Raw genomic sequence first — 17,846 nt, forward strand, 5'->3', positions numbered from 1 at the left:
TTACTGATCAAATGTATACGTTTAACCTGTGGTATCCAGCCAAATGGTTAGTTCACGGAAGGATGAGGTCGATACTCACAACCCATCCTGTCCGTACGCGGTCAGTTGGCGATGGCCAATCCGTATTCGGCGCTGGCGTCCTGCAACCAGAGCCAGATGTAATCGGCAAAACTGCGGCGAACGATCAACTCCCACGTCTCCTCACCGGTGTGACGGATAACCAGCTGGGATTTGGCAAATACCGTCCCGACCGCCTTGCCTACCGGAAATTGACTGGGGTGGACATCGTAGGATGTGGACTTCATCAGGACGTTGCGTACATTCGGTCCTGTCAGCTCATACAGGGTCTGGCCACCGCTGACATTGACGATGGAAATATGCCGATCGCCGATCGCCTCACGCAGGCTCAGTTCGGTGGAGTACTCCTCGCCCTGCGGAACGATCAGGAGCCACTCATCCGGCCCCAGCCATTGCAGGGAGGTTTCACCTTTCACAGTCAAGCCCAGGGCGGCGGGCAACTCCAAACCCAGTACGGATTCGACCGCACCGGTAAAGCCGGTATCGCTGGCCTCTCCCCGCAGGACCAAATGGCCCCGCAGCTTTTTCTCGCGCAAGGTCACACCCGCGCTGCCGACGCTCCGGCCCGCCAGCTTGTCGAGCTCAGCATGGAACAAGGGGGATTCGGCGCGTGCAGAACCGGTGGGGCGCTGCTGATAAACGTTCACGTTAGACATGCTGACGCTCCCCTTTCGGATCATAGAACACGGAAGAAACGATTTCGGCTTCGACGAACGTGCCATCCCTGAGCGCGGCATAAACCTTTTGTCCCATCTTGCCCAAGCCACCCCTTACAACGGCCAAGGCGAAGCCAAAGCCCATCGAGGCGCTGTAATAGCTGGAGGTGACGTGCCCCACCATGGTCATTGGAATCGACTGCTGGGTGTTGAACACCAGCTGTGCGCCTTCCGGTAGAACCGCCTTGGGATTGACCGGCTTGAGGCCCACCAGCTGCTTGCGGTCTGCTTTAAGACAATCCTGCCGGTTCATACCGCGTTTGCCGATAAAGGAGAACGGCTTGTTCATGCTGACGGCCCAGCCCATGCCCAAGTCCTGTGGGGTGACGGAGCCATCGGTATCCTGACCAACGATAATGAACCCCTTCTCGGCCCGCAGTACGTGCATGGTTTCGGTACCGTAGGGTGTTAGGCCGTACGTCTTGCCAGCCTCTATCAGCTGCTCCCATACGCCCATCGCATAATCGGCCTGGACGTTGATTTCGTAGGAAAGCTCGCCGGTAAAGGAGATGCGGAACACCCGAGCCGGTACGCCGCCCACGGTGCCTTCCTTCCAGCTCATGAAGGGGAACGCATCCTTGTCCAGATTGATGTCAGTCAACTCGGCGAGCAGGTTACGACTTTCCGGACCAGACAAGGTCATGGTCGCCCAATGGTCGGTTACCGAGGTGAAATACACCTTGAGATCCGGCCATTCGGTCTGATGGTAGAGTTCCAGCCACTCAAGGATACGCGCGGCGCCACCGGTCGTGGTGGTCATCAGGAAATGATTGTCGGCTAGGCAGGCCGTGACGCCATCGTCCATGACCATGCCGTCTTCCTTGCACATCAGGCCGTAACGGGCCTTACCGACCTCCAGCTTGGTCCAGGCATTGGTATAGACGCGATTGAGAAACTCACGGGCGTCCGGGCCCTGAATATCGATCTTGCCGAGGGTCGAGGCATCAAGGATGCCGACTTTCTCGCGCACGGCCTTGCACTCACGGGCCACGGCGGCATGCAGATCCTCTCCGGCCTTGGGGAAGTACCAGGGGCGCTTCCACTGACCGACATCTTCAAACAAGGCACCCTGCTTGACGTGCCAGCCATGAAGCGCGGTGAAACGTACCGGCTCCATGAGATGGCCGCAGTGGCGACCAGCGACGGCACCGAACGTGACCGGTGTGTAGTTAGGGCGAAACATGGTGGTGCCGACTTCGGGAATCGCCTTGTTTTGTACACGGGCAGCGATGGCGAGGCCGTTGATGTTGCCCAGCTTGCCCTGGTCGGTGCCAAAACCCAGGGCGGTGTAGCGCTTGACGTGCTCGATAGACTCGAACCCCTCACGGCACGCCAGCTCGATACCCGCTGCCGTCACGTCATTTTGCAGATCGACGAACTGCTTGGGTGCGCGGGCCGTGGATTTTTCGTGAGGCACCTGGAAGAGCGCCAGCGAAGGCTCTTCGAAGCGGTGCTCCGCCCGGGGCACTTCGCCAGCTACCGGCTTCAAACCCGCCTCGCCGGCAGCAGTGGCGCCCGCCTCAAAGCCATCGGCTAGCACATCGCCCAGGGCGAACACGCCGTTCACAGCGCCAGCACAGACCCGTTTTTGCGGAGCCGGGCCCGGTACGAACGCCTGGATATCCTCGCGCCACAAGGGACGCCCGCCCAGGTGAGATGCCAGGTGCACCACAGGGCTGTAACCACCGGACGTGGCGATCAGGTCGCAGCTCAGCCACTCGCCGGGACTAGTAGTACGGAACCCCTTGATGTCGATGGCGACGACACGCGCGCCGGTCACTCGCGTTGAGCCACGGGCTTCGGTAACCGCTGCGCCGGTCAAGACGCGAATCCCCTTCGCCCTCGCCTCTTCAACCCAGGCCCCACGCGGATTTTGACGTGCGTCGGCGATGGCAACGACTTCACGCCCTGCTTCCAGCCAGTCCAGCGCGACACGGTAGGCATAATCATTGTTGGTGGACAGCACCAGCTTTTGTCCCGGTGCCACCCCATAGCGACGCACATACGTGGAGACAGCACCCGCCACCAGGTTTCCAGGCAGGTCGTTGTTGGCGTATACCAACGGACGCTCATGGGCACCACTCGCCAGAACGACACGCTTGGCGCGGACACGGTGCACTCGGTGGCGCACCTGTCCCATTGGGGCCTTTTCGCCCAGATGATCGGTGAGACGCTGGTGGATGGTCAGAAAGTTGTGGTCGTGATAGCCGTTGACGGTCGCCCGAGACAGCAGGGTCACGTCGGGAGTGGCTTCCAGCTCCGCGATGGCCTTGGCAACCCATTCGGCGGCGGGCTGGCCATCCAATAGCTCACGCGTGTCGAGCAGGCTGCCGCCAAACTCTTCCTGCTCGTCAGCCAGGATGACACGCGCCCCACTGCGGGCAGCCGCCAGGGCGGCAGCCAGACCGGCCGGTCCGGCACCGACCACCAGCACATCGCAGTGCTGGTTCATGTGATCGTAGCTGTCCGGATCGACTTCGGTCGGCACACGACCCAGCCCCGCCGCCTTGCGGATGTACTTCTCATACGTCAGCCACAGGTTTTGCGGGTACATGAACGTCTTGTAGTAGAAGCCGGGCGGCATCATCTTGCCGCCGACCTTGCCAAGAATGCCCATCAGGTCATTGTTCACGCTCGGCCAACCGTTGGTGCTGGCGGCTACAAGCTCTGCGTAGAGGGGCTGTTGGGTAGCACGCACGTTGGGAATCTGCGTGGCCTCGGTGGAGCCGATCTGCATGATGGCATTGGGCTCTTCAGCCCCAGCGGCCACGATGCCGCGCGGGCGGGAATATTTGAAGCTGCGCCCGATGACATCGACACCATTGGCCAGCAGCGCCGACGCCAGCGTATCGCCGACAAAGCCCTGGTAGCGCTGACCATTGAAGGTAAAGGTCAACGGCTGGCGGCGATCGATCCGACCACCGTGGGTAAGGCGATTGACCTGACTCATACGGTTTCTCCTTCGATAGCCTTGGCCACTACGACCGGCTTGCCGTTTACCTGCGGTTGCTCGCCAATCTTGTACGTTTCGAGAATTTCGTAGGTTTCCGTATTGCGGGTCACGTTGAAATAGTGACGGCACCCGGTGGCATGGACCCACAGTTCATGGTGGATGCCCCGCGGGTTATCGCGAAAGAACATGTAGTCGCCCCACTCCGCATCGGTGCAGTTGTCTGGGTCCAGCGGGCGCGGGATATGCGCCTGGCCTGCCGCATGGAATTCCTCTTCGGAGCGCAGTTCCCCACAATGAGGGCAATGGATGTGCAACATGATCAGGGCTCCTTAGTGCGCGACAGCCGCCGCGCCATGCTCGTCGATGAGCGCGCCGGTATGGAAACGGTCGATGGAGAACGGAACCGCCAATGGGTGCATTTCCCCTTTGGCGAGCGAAGCAGCAAAGACGTTGCCGGAGCCGGGAGTGGCTTTAAATCCACCAGTGCCCCAGCCGCAATTGAAAAACAGGTTTTCTACCGGTGTCTTGGAAATGATTGGACAGGCGTCGGGCGTGGTATCGACGATGCCGCCCCACTGGCGATTCATCCGTACGCGGGAGAGAATCGGGAACATTTCGACGATGGCTTGCAGGGTGTGCTCGATGACCGGGTACGAGCCGCGTTGACCATAGCCGACATAGCTGTCGATACCGGCACCGATCACCAGATCGCCTTTGTCCGACTGGCTGATATAGCCATGCACTGCATTGGACATGATCACGCTATCGATCACCGGCTTGAGCGGCTCGGACACCAGCGCCTGCAAGGGGTGGGATTCCACCGGCAAGCGAAAACCGGCCAGCTTGGCCATATGACCCGAATTACCGGCCGTCACGACACCGACGCGCCGGGCCCCAATAAAGCCCTTATTGGTCTCGACGCCAACGACTGCGCCATTTTCCTTACGGAAGCCAACGACCTCGGTGTTTTGAATCAAATCCACGCCCAGCGCATCGGCTGCACGGGCGAAACCCCAGGCTACCGCATCGTGGCGGGCTACCCCGCCCCGGCGTTGTACCGTCGCGCCCATGACCGGATAACGGGTGCTCTTGCTACAGTCGAGGTAAGGCACCTCTTCGGCCACCTGCCTGGCGTCGAGCAGTTCGCCGTCTACGCCATTCAGGCGGTTGGCACTGACGCGGCGCTCGGCTTCGCGCATGTCCTGCAACGTATGGCACAGGTTGTAGACGCCGCGCTGCGAAAACATGACGTTATAGTTCAGGTCCTGCGAGAGCCCTTCCCATAGCTTCATCGCATGCTCATACAAGTGAGCCGATTCATCCCACAGGTAGTTGGACCGTACGATGGTGGTGTTGCGCGCCGTATTGCCACCGCCCAGCCAGCCTTTTTCGATGACCGCGACGTTTTTGACGCCATGCTCCTTGGCCAGATAATAGGCCGTTGCCAGACCATGACCACCGCCGCCCACGACAATTACGTCATACACCGGCTTGGGGGTTGGCGTGCGCCACATGCGCTGCCAGTTTTCATGATGGCTTAGGGAATGCTTGAAAAGGCCGAAGCCGGAATAGCGCTGCATCTGTTTGACTCCTGAACCTGTCCCCACGCATGAATGAGGATTTTCGTAGGGTGGCCTATGACTAGCTGACTCAATCGAACAGGGGTGGGTTACGCTCCGGCCAACCCACCTTATGAAGGGCTAATTAGCGGTAGACGGGATAATCTGCGCAGAGCCCGGCCACACGCTCGGCCACATGCGCCTCCACATCGGCATCGCCCAGATGATCAAGGATGTCGCAGATCCACCCGGCCAGCTCCTGGCACTGGGCTACGCCCAGGCCACGCGTGGTCACGGCCGGGGTGCCGATTCGCAGGCCGGAGGTCACGAAAGGCGATTGGGGATCATTGGGCACGGCGTTCTTGTTGACCGTGATACCGGCGCGCCCCAGGGCGGCGTCGGCATCCTTGCCAGTAATGCCCTGTTTGATCAGGCTGACCAGGAACAGATGGTTGTCTGTCCCACCGGAGACCACGTCGTAGCCGCGCTTGATGAACACCGCAGCCATGGCCTGGGCGTTGTGGATGACCTGCTGCTGATAAGTTTTGAAGCCGGGTTCCAGGGCTTCCTTGAAGCACACCGCCTTGGCTGCAATCACGTGCATCAGGGGGCCGCCCTGGCCCCCTGGGAAGACGGCGGAATTGAGCTTTTTCTCCAACTCCTCGTTGGCCTTCGCCAGAATCAGCCCACCGCGGGGGCCACGCAGGGTCTTGTGGGTGGTGGTGGTGACCACATCGGCAAACGGAAGGGGATTGGGATACAGGCCTGCCGCAACCAGCCCCGCCACGTGAGCCATGTCGACGAACAGATAGGCACCGACTTTGTCGGCAATCTCACGGAAGCGCGGGAAGTCGAGCGTTTTCGAATAGGCCGAAAAACCGGCAATGATCATTTTCGGCTGATGTTCTACGGCCAACCGCTCGACCTCGTCATAGTCGATCAGGCCCGTTGCGGGATTCAGCCCATATTGCACCGCGTTGTAGAGCTTGCCGGAAAAGCTGACCTTGGCACCATGGGTCAGATGTCCCCCATGAGCCAGACTCATGCCCAGCACTGTGTCACCTGCTTGCAGCAAAGCCAGGAAGACCGCTGCGTTAGCCTGCGAGCCGGAGTGCGGTTGGACGTTGGCATAGTCGGCGCCAAACAGCTGCTTGGCCCGCTCGATGGCCAACTGCTCGACTTTATCGACGAACTCGCAACCGCCGTAGTAGCGCTTGCCCGGATAGCCTTCGGCATATTTGTTGGTCAGCCCGCTGCCCTGTGCCTCCATTACCCGCTGGCTGGTGTAGTTCTCCGAGGCGATCAATTCGAGGTGAGCTTCCTGGCGCCGCTCCTCTTCGCTCATCGCAGCGAACAAGGCGTCGTCGTAACCCTGGATGCGGTCTTGCTTGGTAAACATCGCGTCTCTCCTGCAGCGCAGCGGAAGGCCGGCATGGCCGTCAATGGGCTGATCCTTGAGAGCGATGGTAGGACCGAGGCTGCGCATCAGAATGCCTGTTCACGCCACAAGGCGGTGCGTTTGCGACATCGCCCTCGCATCCATGCGCCAGACGAGTCGGCTGCATCGAACAGGCCGTCGATCACAGGTGCACAGGCAGGCATACATAAGAATGGCGCCATTGGTCTCTTGTCGCCTGTGAGTCAGGAACCCCGACATGCCCTTACGGCTCACACCAGAACGGTGCCGGTCTGGCTAAAACCCTTATGACCACACCCCGCTTCGCCATCAGTCAACTCACCACCACACCCTGGCCACTCACACGTGACCTGGAGCTGTTTGCCCGTCTCAACACCGACATTGAGCTGGCGGAAATGAAGTTCGACAAGGACGCCGGCAAGCTCGCCGAACAATTCGCTCAGTTGAATGCGCATGGATTAAGGCCCGTCTCGCTGCAGCCTGAAGTCCGTACGATTTATCCGGCGACCAGTGCACTCGAACCGGCTGATCCTGCTGAACGTACGGCCCTGATCAAAGCTACGATTGATCGCTTCGCCCCCTTCTGCACAGGCATTCCGGTCATTACCAATACCGGCGCGCTCGGCCAGAGCGGCAACGAGGCGGAAGTCTGGGAAGGCTGTATAAAGCGCTATCGCGAACTGGCCGATCACGCCGCGGACAAAGGGTTGAGCATTGCCATCGAGCCGCTCAGCCCGCCCATGATGAGCCGCGACAGCATTCTCTATACCTTCATGCAGGGGTATGAGCTGGTGCAGGCGGTGGCACGAGAGAATGTAGGGCTGTGCCTGGACCTGTATAACAGCTGGCAGGATGCAGACCTCACCGACGCCATTCGACTGGCGGGTGACCGAATTTTTCTGACCCAGCTTTCCGACTGGCAGCGCCCGCGGTCCTATTTTGATCGTCGTACCCTGGGCGATGGCATCATTCCGGTCAATCGCCTGCTCGCTGCCGTGAATGAAACCGGCTACGCCGGACCCTACGTTCTGGAAATTTTCTCGTCTGATGTACCAGGCGCGCTCTGGGAAGACGATGACGCGCTTGAGCAGGCCATTCTTCGCAGCAAGGCCCGCTTCGAAGAAGCCTGGGCCACAGGAGATGCGTTGGCTAATCTGGGCATCTAGAAACCCTCAGGGGGCCTGCTCGTGTCGGGGCGCCGGGCGATCCAAAGGCGGTCGGGCGGCTGAGGGTGTCGGCCGGTGGGCTTCCAGCTGGCGAATCTGGCGATCCTGCAACCGCGAGCAGGTCACGAGCGCTACTGTTGCACCGATCAGGGCATAGAACATGTCGGACTGGGTATCCCACTCATACCCCTGCGTACCTAGAAACTCCTCTGCGCCCTGCCCCAGCGCCAATGCAGCCCACCACTCGATCATCTCGTAGACGGCGCTGACCGCCACCGCCACGCACCCGGAGAGAAACGCGAGCATCTTGTAACCGGACACCTGCCGCTCACGGATCAGGATCTCACGAGCCAGCAGACACGGTACGAATCCTTGCATGAAGTGCCCCAGCTTGTCATAGGGATTACGGTCCATATCCAGCCACTCCTGAATCCAGCTACCCAAGGGCACGCGGGCGTAACTGTAGGCGCCTCCTGCAATCAGCCCCAAGGCGTGAATCGTAATCAGGATGTACAGCAGCGGTGTGAGGCTGAAGCGCTCATGCGTGGTGATCAGCAGCGGCAGCACAATCAGCACCGGAAAGATTTCCATCAGCCATGTCGTGCGGTCATAGGGTGCGATGCTGGAGGCGACCAATGCCGCACATACGATGAGGACGAGTGATCGAAGCAGCCATTTGTGTTGAGTCATTCCATCCGCCTTACGTCGTTCCGCAGTCAGGCCAGCCTGCGAGGAGCAGACCGCATTACAGAACGGTAGACCGCAGGAAGCCAGCGTTGGGTCGGTGGCAGACTCAATTCGTTACGTTACGTTTATACCTTGCGCCAGACCGACGCCAGCCAGGGCTGCTGCTCCCGAGGCAAACCGGCGGGCCGGTAATAGTGCTCCAGTTCGACGAACCCCGTGTCGGTCAGATAACGCTTCCAGCTGTCGAAGTCGTGGTAGGCACCATAGCGCCGACCATTCCAGCCTTCGCGGTTGTCACCTCGCGGATTGGAGCTGAACAGCACGCCGCGCGGCTTGAGCGTGGCATGCAACGCCTTGAGTACGCGTGGCAACTCGCTGAGCGGGACATGAAATAGCGTGGCGTTGGCAAACACCCCATCGAAATGCGCTGGCGGAAGATCCAGGGCAAGAAAGTTTTGATGCCAGACCTCGCACCCCGAATCGGCGCGAGCCATGGCTACGAATTCGGCAGACCCGTCGACGCCCACGGGAGAGTGTCCCAGACGCGTGAACGTTTTCAGGTCCCGACCCGGCCCGCAGCCAAAGTCGAGAATGCGCTGCGGGGCCTGACCTTCCAAATGCCTGAGCAGCGCCTCGATGTTCTGGCTGACATCATGATCTCGCGTGCCCTCGCGAAAACGCTCGGCCGTCTGGTCGTAGTCCGCCAGCGTCAGGGCAGTGATTCGTTCGAGCTCATCAGGCAAGGTCATGGCGTCGTCCAGGTCAATCAACGGTTTCGTTCAAATGCCGCTTCCAGGGCATCGTTGATGGTACGCAATACCTTGACCCGGGCGAAGCGTTTATCGTTGGCTTCGACCAGTGTCCAAGGGGCAATTTCGGTGCTGTTGCGCGCGACCATGTCTTCGACTGCGGCGCTGTACACATCCCACTTGTCACGGTTGCGCCAGTCTTCCTCAGTGATCTTGAACCGCTTGAACGGGGTCTCCTCACGTTCTTTGAAGCGCTTGAGCTGCGTATCCGAATCGATGGCCAGCCAGAATTTGACCAGTACGATACCGGCATCTGTCAGCTGCTCCTCGAAATCGTTGATTTCGCTGTAAGCCCTGAGCCAGTCCGCCTCGTTGGCAAAGCCTTCTACCCGCTCTACCAGCACGCGGCCATACCAGGAACGGTCAAAGACGGTAAAACCGCCTAATCGTGGAATATGCCGCCAGAATCGCCACAGATAGGGTTGCGCACGCTCCTCTTCAGACGGTGCGGCAATGGGAATGATGCGGTATTGCCGAGGATCGAGTGCCCCGGTTACCCGGCGGATCGTGCTGCCCTTGCCAGCGGCATCGTTTCCCTCGAACACGGCGACCAGCGCATGACGCTTGAAGCGCTTGTCCCGCACGAGTCCGGACAGCCGTGCCTGCTCGGCGATAAGCTGCTCCTTGTATTCGTCCTTGCTAAGGGACTGGGACATATCTAGGCTGCTCAACACCCCGCGCCCGTCGAGGTTGGGCGGTAGTGGAGCGGTGTGTGGGCTGCGGGGCGGCTGTGCGTCTCGCTCAAGCGCGCCGTTCAAGGCTTCGAGCAGGATGTTGCCTACCATCAGGCTGCGGTAATTTTCGTCGTAACCGGCTACCACATACCAGGGCGCATAGTCGCGGCTGGTTCGCCGCAGAACGTGCTCGCCGTGCTCGACAAACTTGTCGTAGGTCCGGGACTGTTGCCAGTCCAGCGGACTGATGCGCCAGCTATGCAAGGGGTCGTCCTTGAGCACCTTGAGCCGGTGCTTGAGCTGTTTCTTGGACAGGTGAAACCAGAATTTGAGGATCAATGCACCCTCGTCACTGAGCATGCGCTCCAGGCGCTCGGCGTCGCCGATGCCCTCCTCCAGCTCAGCCGATTTGATGCGTTTTTCCACGCGGGCGTGCAGGAGCTGGCTGTACCAGTTACCAAAGAAGATGCCGATCCGCCCCTTGGGCGGCAGGCGCTGCCAGTAGCGCCAGGCCGGTGGGCGCAGCCGCTCTTCCTCGGTTCGCTCCAGAAAGGATTCGACCTGGATCAGGCGCGGGTCCATCCATTCGCTCAACAGCTTGACTGTTTCGCCCTTGCCGGCACCCTCTACGCCATTGATCAGCAGAATGACCGGAAACCGCCCCTGCTCCTTGAGTTTATACTGCGCATCCAGCAGCGCCTGACGCAGCTTTGGTACAGCCGCCTCGTAGGTTTCCCTGTCGATGACGTGATCGGTTTCGGCGGATTCAAACATGCGGCTCTCCCCTGTCAGCCCGGCCTTTCAAGCGCGTATGGCACAGTAATCGTCTTGTATTGGAACCCAAGCGATGCGGGTCGTTCGGCTCCAGTGAACGTGACTTTACCGGGTCTAGCGACCCCTACACTCAAGATACCGTAATTACCGGACGCTTCATGAAAGAACACATTACGCCTTTTCAACTGCTGATCCTGGTCTTGTCGTTTTATGTATTGGGCTCACTGGTAGCCGATCTGTTTTTTGCCCTGCCGCCAGAAGTCTCGCAGTTGCTCGGTTATCTGGATAATGGGGTGTGTGTCTTTTTCTTCATCGACTTCTGTTTGCGCTTTCGCGCAGCGCCCAACAAATGGCACTTCATGCGCTGGGGCTGGCTTGATCTGCTGGCCTGTATTCCCGCAGCCGGTTTTCAGGGCGCCAAGCTGGTCCGCGTGGTGCAGATTCTGCGCATCCTGCGTGCGATCAAGTCGCTTGCGATGATCTGGCGACTCCTGTTTCGCAATCGCGCCGAAGGCATTGTCGCGTCGGCCGCCACGGCAACCCTGCTTCTGGTGGCATTTGGCGCCATCACCATGCTGATGGTCGAAGCGCCCAACCCTGAAAGCTCCATCAATACGGCCGAAGAAGCGCTCTGGTGGGCCTTTGTGACAGTGACCACCGTAGGCTATGGCGACTTTTACCCAGTCACCACACTAGGCCGCATCGTGGCTGTCATGCTGATGATTGGCGGCGTGGGGTTATTCGGCAGCTTTGCCGCGTACATCGGCTCGCTGGTTCTGACGGACAAGGATGAGCAGGACACCCACGAGCAGAACACTGACCGCGAGATGATGCGTGCCTTGATGGCCAAGGTGGATGAACTGCACGAGGAAGTCCGAACGCTGCGCCAGGAGCTGCATGCCACCCGCGCGGCGGAAATACCGCATCCGACCAAGGATAGCTAAGGCTGCGCCCTGCTGAATTGACCGGGATTAAAAGAAAACGTCGATGGGCGTCGGTTGGACTGGCGTCTTTCTCAGCACGCTAGATCTCTAGCGGTAAAACTCCCCGGCGTGACCGGCCACACGCTCTAGGGCCGAACTAACCCCCTGCTTTTTCACTCATCTTTACTGAACCCACCGCTTGGCTGACAGCGAAACGCACAGGCAAATCTTTAACTATTGTCAGGCTTATATGACAGTTTGATGAAGATTGATCGACGCCACTGGTTCGCCAGCAATGCCCCCGATACTCTCGGAGGCGATATGCTCAGCTGAGCACCAAGTCCTTACAGGAGAGGGAAATGTCGTTTCGTATTCAAGCGCGTAAGCGGGTTGATGATGAGATCCGCCGTGTAGTGGTTGAACGGATAGAAAAAGCCCAGGAATCCTTGAGCGCAGGCTCGGCCAAAGGCGTGCACAACGCCCGCAAGCGGCTGAAAGAAATCCGCGCCGTGCTGAGACTGGTGCGCGAACCCTTAGGCAAAAAAGTCTTCACGGCTCAAAACATTCGCTTTCGCGATCTCGGTCAGGGCTTGTCCAGCCTGCGTGATGCCGCAGCCGTCATCGAAAGCTGGGATGCCCTGACCGAAACCAACCGCAAGCGCTTCAATTCACCGGCCATGAAGCGCGTCAGGGGCCGACTCGTCGAGCGGGCTGAAAAGGCGTCCCAAGGCGAGGCAGCCAGTTCCCATGCCGATCTGGTGGAAGAACTGGAAGACGCCAAGTACAAGGTGTCTACCTGGAAGTTCAAAGGCAAAGACTTTGGCCTTTTGGAAAGCGGCATTCTCAAGACCTACAAAGACGGCCGTCTGGCACTTAAGGTCGCTCGCAGTAATGCCACTGACGAAACCCTGCACGAATGGCGCAAGCGTGTGAAGGATCACTGGTATCACACACAGCTGCTGATGGACGCCTGGCCAGAGCACTTCAAATCACGCCAGAAGTGCCTGGAAAAGCTGTCTGCCTATCTGGGTGATGACCACGACCTGGCGGTGATGCAGCTTTTGCTCGAGCAGGAGTCTGATCTGTTTGGTGCCGTCAGCACACGTCAGGCCATCAACGAAAGCATTCTTGTCCACCGCGCGCAATTACAGGCCAAGGCCATGGAGCTGGGGCAGCGTATTTACGTAGATAAGCCGGACGCGCTCCTGGAGCATTGGGAAAAGCTGTGGAACATCACAGCCATGCCGAGCAAAGCTAAAAAAGCCAAGAAACACGAGCCAGCCGGCCTGTTGCCCTATCTGGTCGAGCCGGTAACCGCATAAGCGGATCGACTCGCCTCATGCGGGTCAGGGCAGCTAATCGCCGCTCTGGCCCGAGCTAGACATGTTCCTGCCTTTTTCTGCAAATTTCGCAACATTAACAGGCACATTTCCTTCAATTAGCCTTGGAACTTGTCTTCCTCGGTGCGCTTCGAAGCTAGTGTTCGATGCGAGATGGTCGGTCAAGCCAGGCAAAAACATCAAAGGGAGCGGCAACAGCGCCTGCACTCTTTCAGATATGGCCAGATCAAGCCGACCGTCACAAATCAACACTTTGTGCATGACGCATGCTGGACGAGACGTGCCAGCCCGTGCGGCGGCCATCCCCTATTTCCTTGAGGTGTGTGCCATGAAGACGAAACACGTGATTGCAGGTCTGTTGCTGTCGGTTGCCGGCACTGGCTTCGCCTGGGCCGATCAGCCTGGTGCGGACTGGATGCCCAAGAAAGAAGTCGAAGCCAAGATCATTGAAAGCGGTTATACCTCCGTGAGCCGCCTGGATGCCGAAAATGGCGAATGGGTTGGCAAAGGCCTCAAGCTCAACTCGGAGAAGTATCGTTTCCGGGCCGATCCCCGTACCGGCAATATCATCCAGGAAGAAATCGATCGTGAAGAAGTAGGTCGTAAGACGATCGATTGATCCGCTGTTCACCAGCCCTGCGTAGAACTTGGTCTCTTGCAGGGCTGAAACCTATTCTCCATCAGCCTCTTCTCGTGGACGGATCTTGCCGCGGAACACCCAGAAGCCGTACGTGCTGTACGCTAGGGTGAACGGAATCAGTACGGCAAACCCAGTCAGCATGAACGCTTGGCTCGCGGTCGGTGACGATGCCTGAAAAATGGTCAGCGCAGGCGGGATGACCAAGGGATACAAGGCCAGGATCAAGGCGGCATACGCCACCATAAACCAGCCCAATACGGCAAACAGGGGCAGGTAATGGATGCGGCACGGCAATGCCTTCCAGAAGGCCAGCGCCAGAAGCGCCATCAGTCCTAGAAGGGGGATCACCCACTCACCCTGGGCCCAGCGCTCCCGATACAGGGGGTGAAGTCCTGCGGTCCACACGATGACCAGCCCCATGAGCAGCAAGGTGAACCCACCCAACAGCGATGCCTGTTTTCGGGCCCGAGCCTGCAAGTCACCCTCCGTGCGCCAGACCAGCCAGCACGCTCCCAGTAGCGCGTATCCCACCACCAGACCGATCCCACAGGTCAGCGTAAAACCACTTAGCCAGTCCCAGCCATTACCCGTGTACCGGCTGCCATCGTTTGGAATCCCCTGAATCAACCCACCCAGGACAATGCCCTGGCAAAGGCCGGCCAGCGTAGACGCCCCTGCGAATGCCACATCATGCCAGCGCCGATGTGCCGGAGTTGCGCGGTCACGAAACTCCAACGATACGCCCCGAAACACCAGAGCCAGCAACATGGCAATGATGGGTACATACATGGCGGTAAAAAAGATGCTGTATGCCGCAGGAAACAGAGCCAGCAACCCGCCGCCACCCAGCACCAGCCACGTCTCGTTGCCATCCCAGATGGGAAGAATGGAAAACGCCATGACATGGCGGCTCTGCGTCTCTTTGTGGAACGGAAACAAAATACCGACACCCAGATCCGTCCCATCCAGCACCACATAAGTGATGATGGCGAATGCCAGCGCCGCGGCAGAAAGTTGATGGATCAAATCGGCGGACATGGAATTACTCACCGGTCTCGTTGGCAAGGGAGGGTTCGGGGCCCTTTTCATCAGCCCTGGGTGCCCTGGCCATGGCCCGAAGCATGTAAAGAAGCCCAATCCCGAAGACGATCACATAGGCAGCCAGAATGCTTAGGGTTGAAGTCATGACGAAAGAAAAGGACTGTGCCGAACTGCTGTCAGCCGTGCGCAACAATCCATAGACCGTGAATGGCTGTCGCCCAGTCTCGGTCACGACCCATCCGGCCAGCATGGCGATAAAGCCGGCCGGTCCCATCGGGAGCACGATCCAGTGCAGCCAGCGGGCGGTGTATAGGCGCCCACGCGTACGCATGATCAGGCTGGCAATGCCGACGGTCGCCATCAGCAGGCCCAGCCCCACCATGATCCGAAAGGCAAAGAATACGATAGGGACCGGCGGGAGATCGCTGGCCGGAAACTCGCTCAGGCTTTGGATGGTGCCGGTCCAGTTGTGGCGCAGGTACAAGGAGCCAATGTGCGGGATCGCCAGCTCCAAATGATTACGCTGCTGCTCCATATCCGGTACGGCAAACAGCCGTAGCGGCTCGCCCTCCCCCGGTGCCGGTCGGTTCCATGACCCTTCCATGGCTGCAACCTTCTGCGGCTGATGCTCCAGGGTATTTTCCCCATGCAGATCCCCGGCAATGATCTGCAGCGGCCCAACGATGGCTACCACCCACATGGCCATGGAAAACATGATCCGCGCCCGCGGATTCGACGCATCGCGCAGCAGATGCCAGGCGCCCACAGCCCCCACCATGAAAGCGGTGCCTAGAAAGGCGGCAAAGGTCATGTGAACGAAGCGGTAAGGAAAGGAGGGATTGAAAATAATGGTGAGCCACTCTTCCGGCACGAAACGGCCATCCGGCCCGATGGAGTAACCGGCAGGCGTGTGCATCCAGGAGTTGGCGGCCAGAATCCAGAAAGCGCTGAACAGCGAACCCACCGCTACCGCACAGGTTGTGAAGAAGTGGAGCTTGGGGCCTACCTTCTTCATGCCAAATAGCATGACGCCAAGGAAACCGGCCTCCAGAAAAAACGCCACCATAACTTCATAGAACATCAACGGGCCGATGATCGAACCCGCCTGGGTCGAGAGGCGTCCCCAGTTGGTGCCGAACTCGAACTCCATGACCACACCCGATACAGTTCCGACCGCCACGTTCAGCGCAAAGATCTTTAGCCAGAACTTATAGAGATCAAGATAGGCCTGCTGTCTTTTCCACAGCCAGAGCCCTTCCAGGGCCATGAGAAAATTGGCGAGTCCGATGCTGAACGCAGCCAGCACGATATGAAAGCCGATAGTGATGCCAAACTGGGCTCGGGCGATTTGCAGGGCGGGGTCAGTGACGTCCATAAAAACCTGAAGGGCAAGCGTTGCGAAGCGATGAGAGGCTTTGGCCGCTCGGCTTCAAACCTCGCTACTGCGACAACAGGGATGGCGTTTCAATTCCATTTTAATACTGGCTCAGCGCCTCACATCTTGCTTAGCGGGGGATAAACCCGGTCGCGCCCGGCCGCCTTGGCGGCATAGAGCGCCTCATCGGCTGACTTGATCAGGTACTGGCTGGTCGCGCCCCTGCCCTTGGGAACACAACTGAAGACACCGGCACTGATCGTGACGATACGGCCGTTTTCATTACCCTCATGCAGGATCGCCAATTTGCGAACAGCGTTGAGCATGTTTTCGGCCACCTGATGGGTACCGGCATCGTCCGTATCCGGGAGCAGCACTGTAATCTCTTCGCCCCCATAGCGGACTGCCAGGTCGACAGCGCGACGGGTACAGGACAGCACGGCTTCCGCTACAGCCTTGATGCACTCGTCGCCGGCTGGATGACCATAGAGGTCGTTGTAGCGCTTGAAATGATCGATATCGATCATGATGATGCCCAGCGACGTCTGCGCCCGCCGGGCCCGGCTGATCTCGGCCTTGAGGGCCATGTCGAACTGCCGCCGGTTCGCAAGCCCGGTCAGGCTGTCTTCCATGGCCATTTTCTCCAGCGCATGGTGCGACTCACGTAGCGCCCGCTCCGTCTCCAGGTCGATACGGATCTGCCGAATCAGGGCCAATCCGAACCCGGCTACGGCAATCAGCAGAATCCCGGTAATAAACGACCGACTCATGTCCTTGTACCAGGACGCCAGGGCCGCTTCCTTGGAAACAGCCGCCATGACCACCAGTGGGTACTTGTCCATCTTGCGGTAGGCCGACATACGCTCGACCCCATCCACAATGGATTTCACCATGCCCGTCCCGGTTGCTGAGACCGGTAGCAGCTCGCTGAAGATACGCCCCTTGGCCAGGCTTTTGCCGATCAAGGCTTCGTCAAACGGGCGGCGCACCAGTATGGTTCCGTCATGGAGGGCAAGGAAGATAGTCCCCTGCTGATCGATATCGAAGTCTGCGTAGAAACGATTGAAATACTCGACTCTCAATGTTGCCAGCGCGACGCCGGCGAAGCGCCCGTCGGGATGATTGATCCGCCGAGACACCGGAATTACCAGCTCGTTTGTCGTGCGGCTACGGATGACCGGCCCGATATGCGGTCCCAGGTCCTTATGGGTACGGTGATAGGCAAAATATTCCCGATCCCCGTTGTTTATGTTTACCGGATCCTGACTGTTCGAGGTGACGATCCAGCGCCCGTCCTGGTCGTAGATGAACAACCCATGCAGCTGGGGCAGTGCATTTATCCGATCCCGCAGCCAGGCCTTCATGCGGACCCGGTTGGTCTCTTCGATTCCATCCCAGGCCAGTCGCTCGGCGATGCCGGCCAGAACAATATCGACCTCTTCGACCGTATCGTCGGCATGTTGCGCCAGTGAGCGTGCCAGGTTGGAAGTGGCGACCTCGGCCTCCTGAAGCCGCTCGCCCCGCCCCCGTAAGGCCTGCCAGATATCCAGACTGAAAAGGGACAGACAGACCAGGATCACGAAGCCGAGCGCGAGACGCTGTGACGGCCATCGGCTGGCCCTCTTCGAGATCTCGTGGGGGTCTGGCATGCTTCGCTATCCTTATAATCTTCTTACGACGGCGAACCCATCACC

At 59.2% G+C, this 17,846-nt stretch carries 15 protein-coding genes; 4 read left to right on the forward strand and 11 right to left on the reverse strand.

Annotation, left to right across the window (positions count from 1 at the left end; all coding sequences use genetic code 11):
- Nucleotides 1–101: 101 nt before the first annotated feature.
- From AC4LF3_RS18940 to glyA, 5 genes are all read right to left on the reverse strand, one after another.
- Nucleotides 102–734 (reverse strand): sarcosine oxidase subunit gamma, encoded by a 633-nt coding sequence (locus AC4LF3_RS18940; protein ID WP_491836161.1) that lies wholly within the window; start codon nt 732–734, stop codon nt 102–104.
- The gene (locus AC4LF3_RS18945; protein WP_491836162.1) at nt 727–3,744 is read right to left on the reverse strand and encodes a sarcosine oxidase subunit alpha; all 3,018 of its coding nucleotides are present in this window, start codon (nt 3,742–3,744) and stop codon (nt 727–729) included. The genes AC4LF3_RS18940 and AC4LF3_RS18945 overlap by 8 nt, the downstream gene beginning before the upstream one ends.
- Nucleotides 3,741–4,064, reverse strand: a complete 324-nt coding sequence (locus tag AC4LF3_RS18950) for a sarcosine oxidase subunit delta (protein ID WP_010796175.1) — start codon at nt 4,062–4,064, stop codon at nt 3,741–3,743. The genes AC4LF3_RS18945 and AC4LF3_RS18950 overlap by 4 nt, the downstream gene beginning before the upstream one ends.
- Before the next feature lie 12 nt (nt 4,065–4,076).
- A complete protein-coding gene (locus AC4LF3_RS18955) occupies nt 4,077–5,327 on the reverse strand; it encodes a sarcosine oxidase subunit beta family protein (RefSeq protein ID WP_404627818.1) in 1,251 nt (416 codons plus the stop codon).
- 124 nt (nt 5,328–5,451) lie between these two features.
- Nucleotides 5,452–6,705 (reverse strand): serine hydroxymethyltransferase, encoded by a 1,254-nt coding sequence (gene glyA, locus AC4LF3_RS18960; protein WP_010796177.1) that lies wholly within the window; start codon nt 6,703–6,705, stop codon nt 5,452–5,454.
- A 305-nt stretch (nt 6,706–7,010) separates the two neighbouring features.
- Here glyA and AC4LF3_RS18965 point away from each other — a divergent pair, with 305 nt between their 5' ends.
- Complete coding sequence (locus AC4LF3_RS18965) at nt 7,011–7,889, forward strand: sugar phosphate isomerase/epimerase family protein (RefSeq protein ID WP_434140218.1); 879 nt, start codon at nt 7,011–7,013, stop codon at nt 7,887–7,889.
- 6 nt (nt 7,890–7,895) lie between these two features.
- On the opposite strand, the gene AC4LF3_RS18970 is transcribed toward AC4LF3_RS18965, so the two are convergent.
- The 3 genes from AC4LF3_RS18970 to pap all read right to left on the reverse strand — a co-directional run bounded on the left by AC4LF3_RS18970 (nt 7,896) and on the right by pap (nt 10,833).
- Complete coding sequence (locus tag AC4LF3_RS18970; protein ID WP_125889548.1) at nt 7,896–8,579, reverse strand: DUF2238 domain-containing protein; 684 nt, start codon at nt 8,577–8,579, stop codon at nt 7,896–7,898.
- A gap of 122 nt (nt 8,580–8,701) precedes the next feature.
- The gene (locus AC4LF3_RS18975) at nt 8,702–9,325 is read right to left on the reverse strand and encodes a class I SAM-dependent methyltransferase (protein WP_125889549.1); all 624 of its coding nucleotides are present in this window, start codon (nt 9,323–9,325) and stop codon (nt 8,702–8,704) included.
- A 17-nt stretch (nt 9,326–9,342) separates the two neighbouring features.
- On the reverse strand, nt 9,343–10,833 hold the full coding sequence (gene pap, locus AC4LF3_RS18980; protein ID WP_010796181.1) for a polyphosphate:AMP phosphotransferase: 1,491 nt from the start codon (nt 10,831–10,833) through the stop codon (nt 9,343–9,345).
- Nucleotides 10,834–10,991: 158 nt separating this feature from the next.
- Here pap and AC4LF3_RS18985 point away from each other — a divergent pair, with 158 nt between their 5' ends.
- The 3 genes from AC4LF3_RS18985 (at nt 10,992) to AC4LF3_RS18995 (ending at nt 13,715) form a co-directional block, all read left to right on the forward strand.
- The gene (locus tag AC4LF3_RS18985; RefSeq protein ID WP_491836163.1) at nt 10,992–11,777 is read left to right on the forward strand and encodes an ion transporter; all 786 of its coding nucleotides are present in this window, start codon (nt 10,992–10,994) and stop codon (nt 11,775–11,777) included.
- Between the two features lie 338 nt (nt 11,778–12,115).
- Nucleotides 12,116–13,078, forward strand: coding sequence for a CHAD domain-containing protein (locus AC4LF3_RS18990; protein WP_219651760.1), 963 nt, complete (start codon nt 12,116–12,118; stop codon nt 13,076–13,078).
- A 346-nt stretch (nt 13,079–13,424) separates the two neighbouring features.
- Entirely contained in the window at nt 13,425–13,715 is a 291-nt protein-coding gene (locus tag AC4LF3_RS18995) for a PepSY domain-containing protein (protein WP_010796185.1), read from the forward strand.
- A 51-nt stretch (nt 13,716–13,766) separates the two neighbouring features.
- On the opposite strand, the gene cydB is transcribed toward AC4LF3_RS18995, so the two are convergent.
- From cydB to AC4LF3_RS19010, 3 genes are all read right to left on the reverse strand, one after another.
- On the reverse strand, nt 13,767–14,774 hold the full coding sequence (gene cydB, locus AC4LF3_RS19000) for a cytochrome d ubiquinol oxidase subunit II (protein WP_150348459.1): 1,008 nt from the start codon (nt 14,772–14,774) through the stop codon (nt 13,767–13,769).
- A gap of 4 nt (nt 14,775–14,778) precedes the next feature.
- Nucleotides 14,779–16,152 carry a cytochrome ubiquinol oxidase subunit I gene (locus AC4LF3_RS19005; RefSeq protein ID WP_491836164.1) on the reverse strand — a complete coding sequence of 458 codons (1,374 nt, stop codon included), beginning with the start codon at nt 16,150–16,152 and terminating at the stop codon, nt 14,779–14,781.
- 119 nt (nt 16,153–16,271) lie between these two features.
- Nucleotides 16,272–17,801, reverse strand: a complete 1,530-nt coding sequence (locus AC4LF3_RS19010) for a sensor domain-containing diguanylate cyclase (RefSeq protein ID WP_491836165.1) — start codon at nt 17,799–17,801, stop codon at nt 16,272–16,274.
- Nucleotides 17,802–17,846 lie beyond the last annotated feature (45 nt).

This window comes from Pseudomonas sp. C2.3V (assembly GCF_058536325.1).

What these genes read in the sequence shown, in the direction of transcription:
- AC4LF3_RS18990 (WP_219651760.1), top strand. Translation starts at nt 12,116, where the DNA reads ATGTCGTTTCGTATTCAAGCGCGTAAGCGGGTTGATGATGAGATCCGC.
- AC4LF3_RS19005 (WP_491836164.1), bottom strand. Translation starts at nt 16,152, where the DNA reads ATGGACGTCACTGACCCCGCCCTGCAAATCGCCCGAGCCCAGTTTGGC.
- AC4LF3_RS18955 (WP_404627818.1), bottom strand. Translation starts at nt 5,327, where the DNA reads ATGCAGCGCTATTCCGGCTTCGGCCTTTTCAAGCATTCCCTAAGCCAT.
- AC4LF3_RS18995 (WP_010796185.1), top strand. Translation starts at nt 13,425, where the DNA reads ATGAAGACGAAACACGTGATTGCAGGTCTGTTGCTGTCGGTTGCCGGC.
- AC4LF3_RS18940 (WP_491836161.1), bottom strand. Translation starts at nt 734, where the DNA reads ATGTCTAACGTGAACGTTTATCAGCAGCGCCCCACCGGTTCTGCACGC.
- AC4LF3_RS18985 (WP_491836163.1), top strand. Translation starts at nt 10,992, where the DNA reads ATGAAAGAACACATTACGCCTTTTCAACTGCTGATCCTGGTCTTGTCG.
- AC4LF3_RS18965 (WP_434140218.1), top strand. Translation starts at nt 7,011, where the DNA reads ATGACCACACCCCGCTTCGCCATCAGTCAACTCACCACCACACCCTGG.
- cydB (WP_150348459.1), bottom strand. Translation starts at nt 14,774, where the DNA reads ATGTCCGCCGATTTGATCCATCAACTTTCTGCCGCGGCGCTGGCATTC.
- AC4LF3_RS18970 (WP_125889548.1), bottom strand. Translation starts at nt 8,579, where the DNA reads ATGACTCAACACAAATGGCTGCTTCGATCACTCGTCCTCATCGTATGT.
- AC4LF3_RS18945 (WP_491836162.1), bottom strand. Translation starts at nt 3,744, where the DNA reads ATGAGTCAGGTCAATCGCCTTACCCACGGTGGTCGGATCGATCGCCGC.
- AC4LF3_RS18975 (WP_125889549.1), bottom strand. Translation starts at nt 9,325, where the DNA reads ATGACCTTGCCTGATGAGCTCGAACGAATCACTGCCCTGACGCTGGCG.
- AC4LF3_RS18950 (WP_010796175.1), bottom strand. Translation starts at nt 4,064, where the DNA reads ATGTTGCACATCCATTGCCCTCATTGTGGGGAACTGCGCTCCGAAGAG.
- AC4LF3_RS19010 (WP_491836165.1), bottom strand. Translation starts at nt 17,801, where the DNA reads ATGCCAGACCCCCACGAGATCTCGAAGAGGGCCAGCCGATGGCCGTCA.
- pap (WP_010796181.1), bottom strand. Translation starts at nt 10,833, where the DNA reads ATGTTTGAATCCGCCGAAACCGATCACGTCATCGACAGGGAAACCTAC.
- glyA (WP_010796177.1), bottom strand. Translation starts at nt 6,705, where the DNA reads ATGTTTACCAAGCAAGACCGCATCCAGGGTTACGACGACGCCTTGTTC.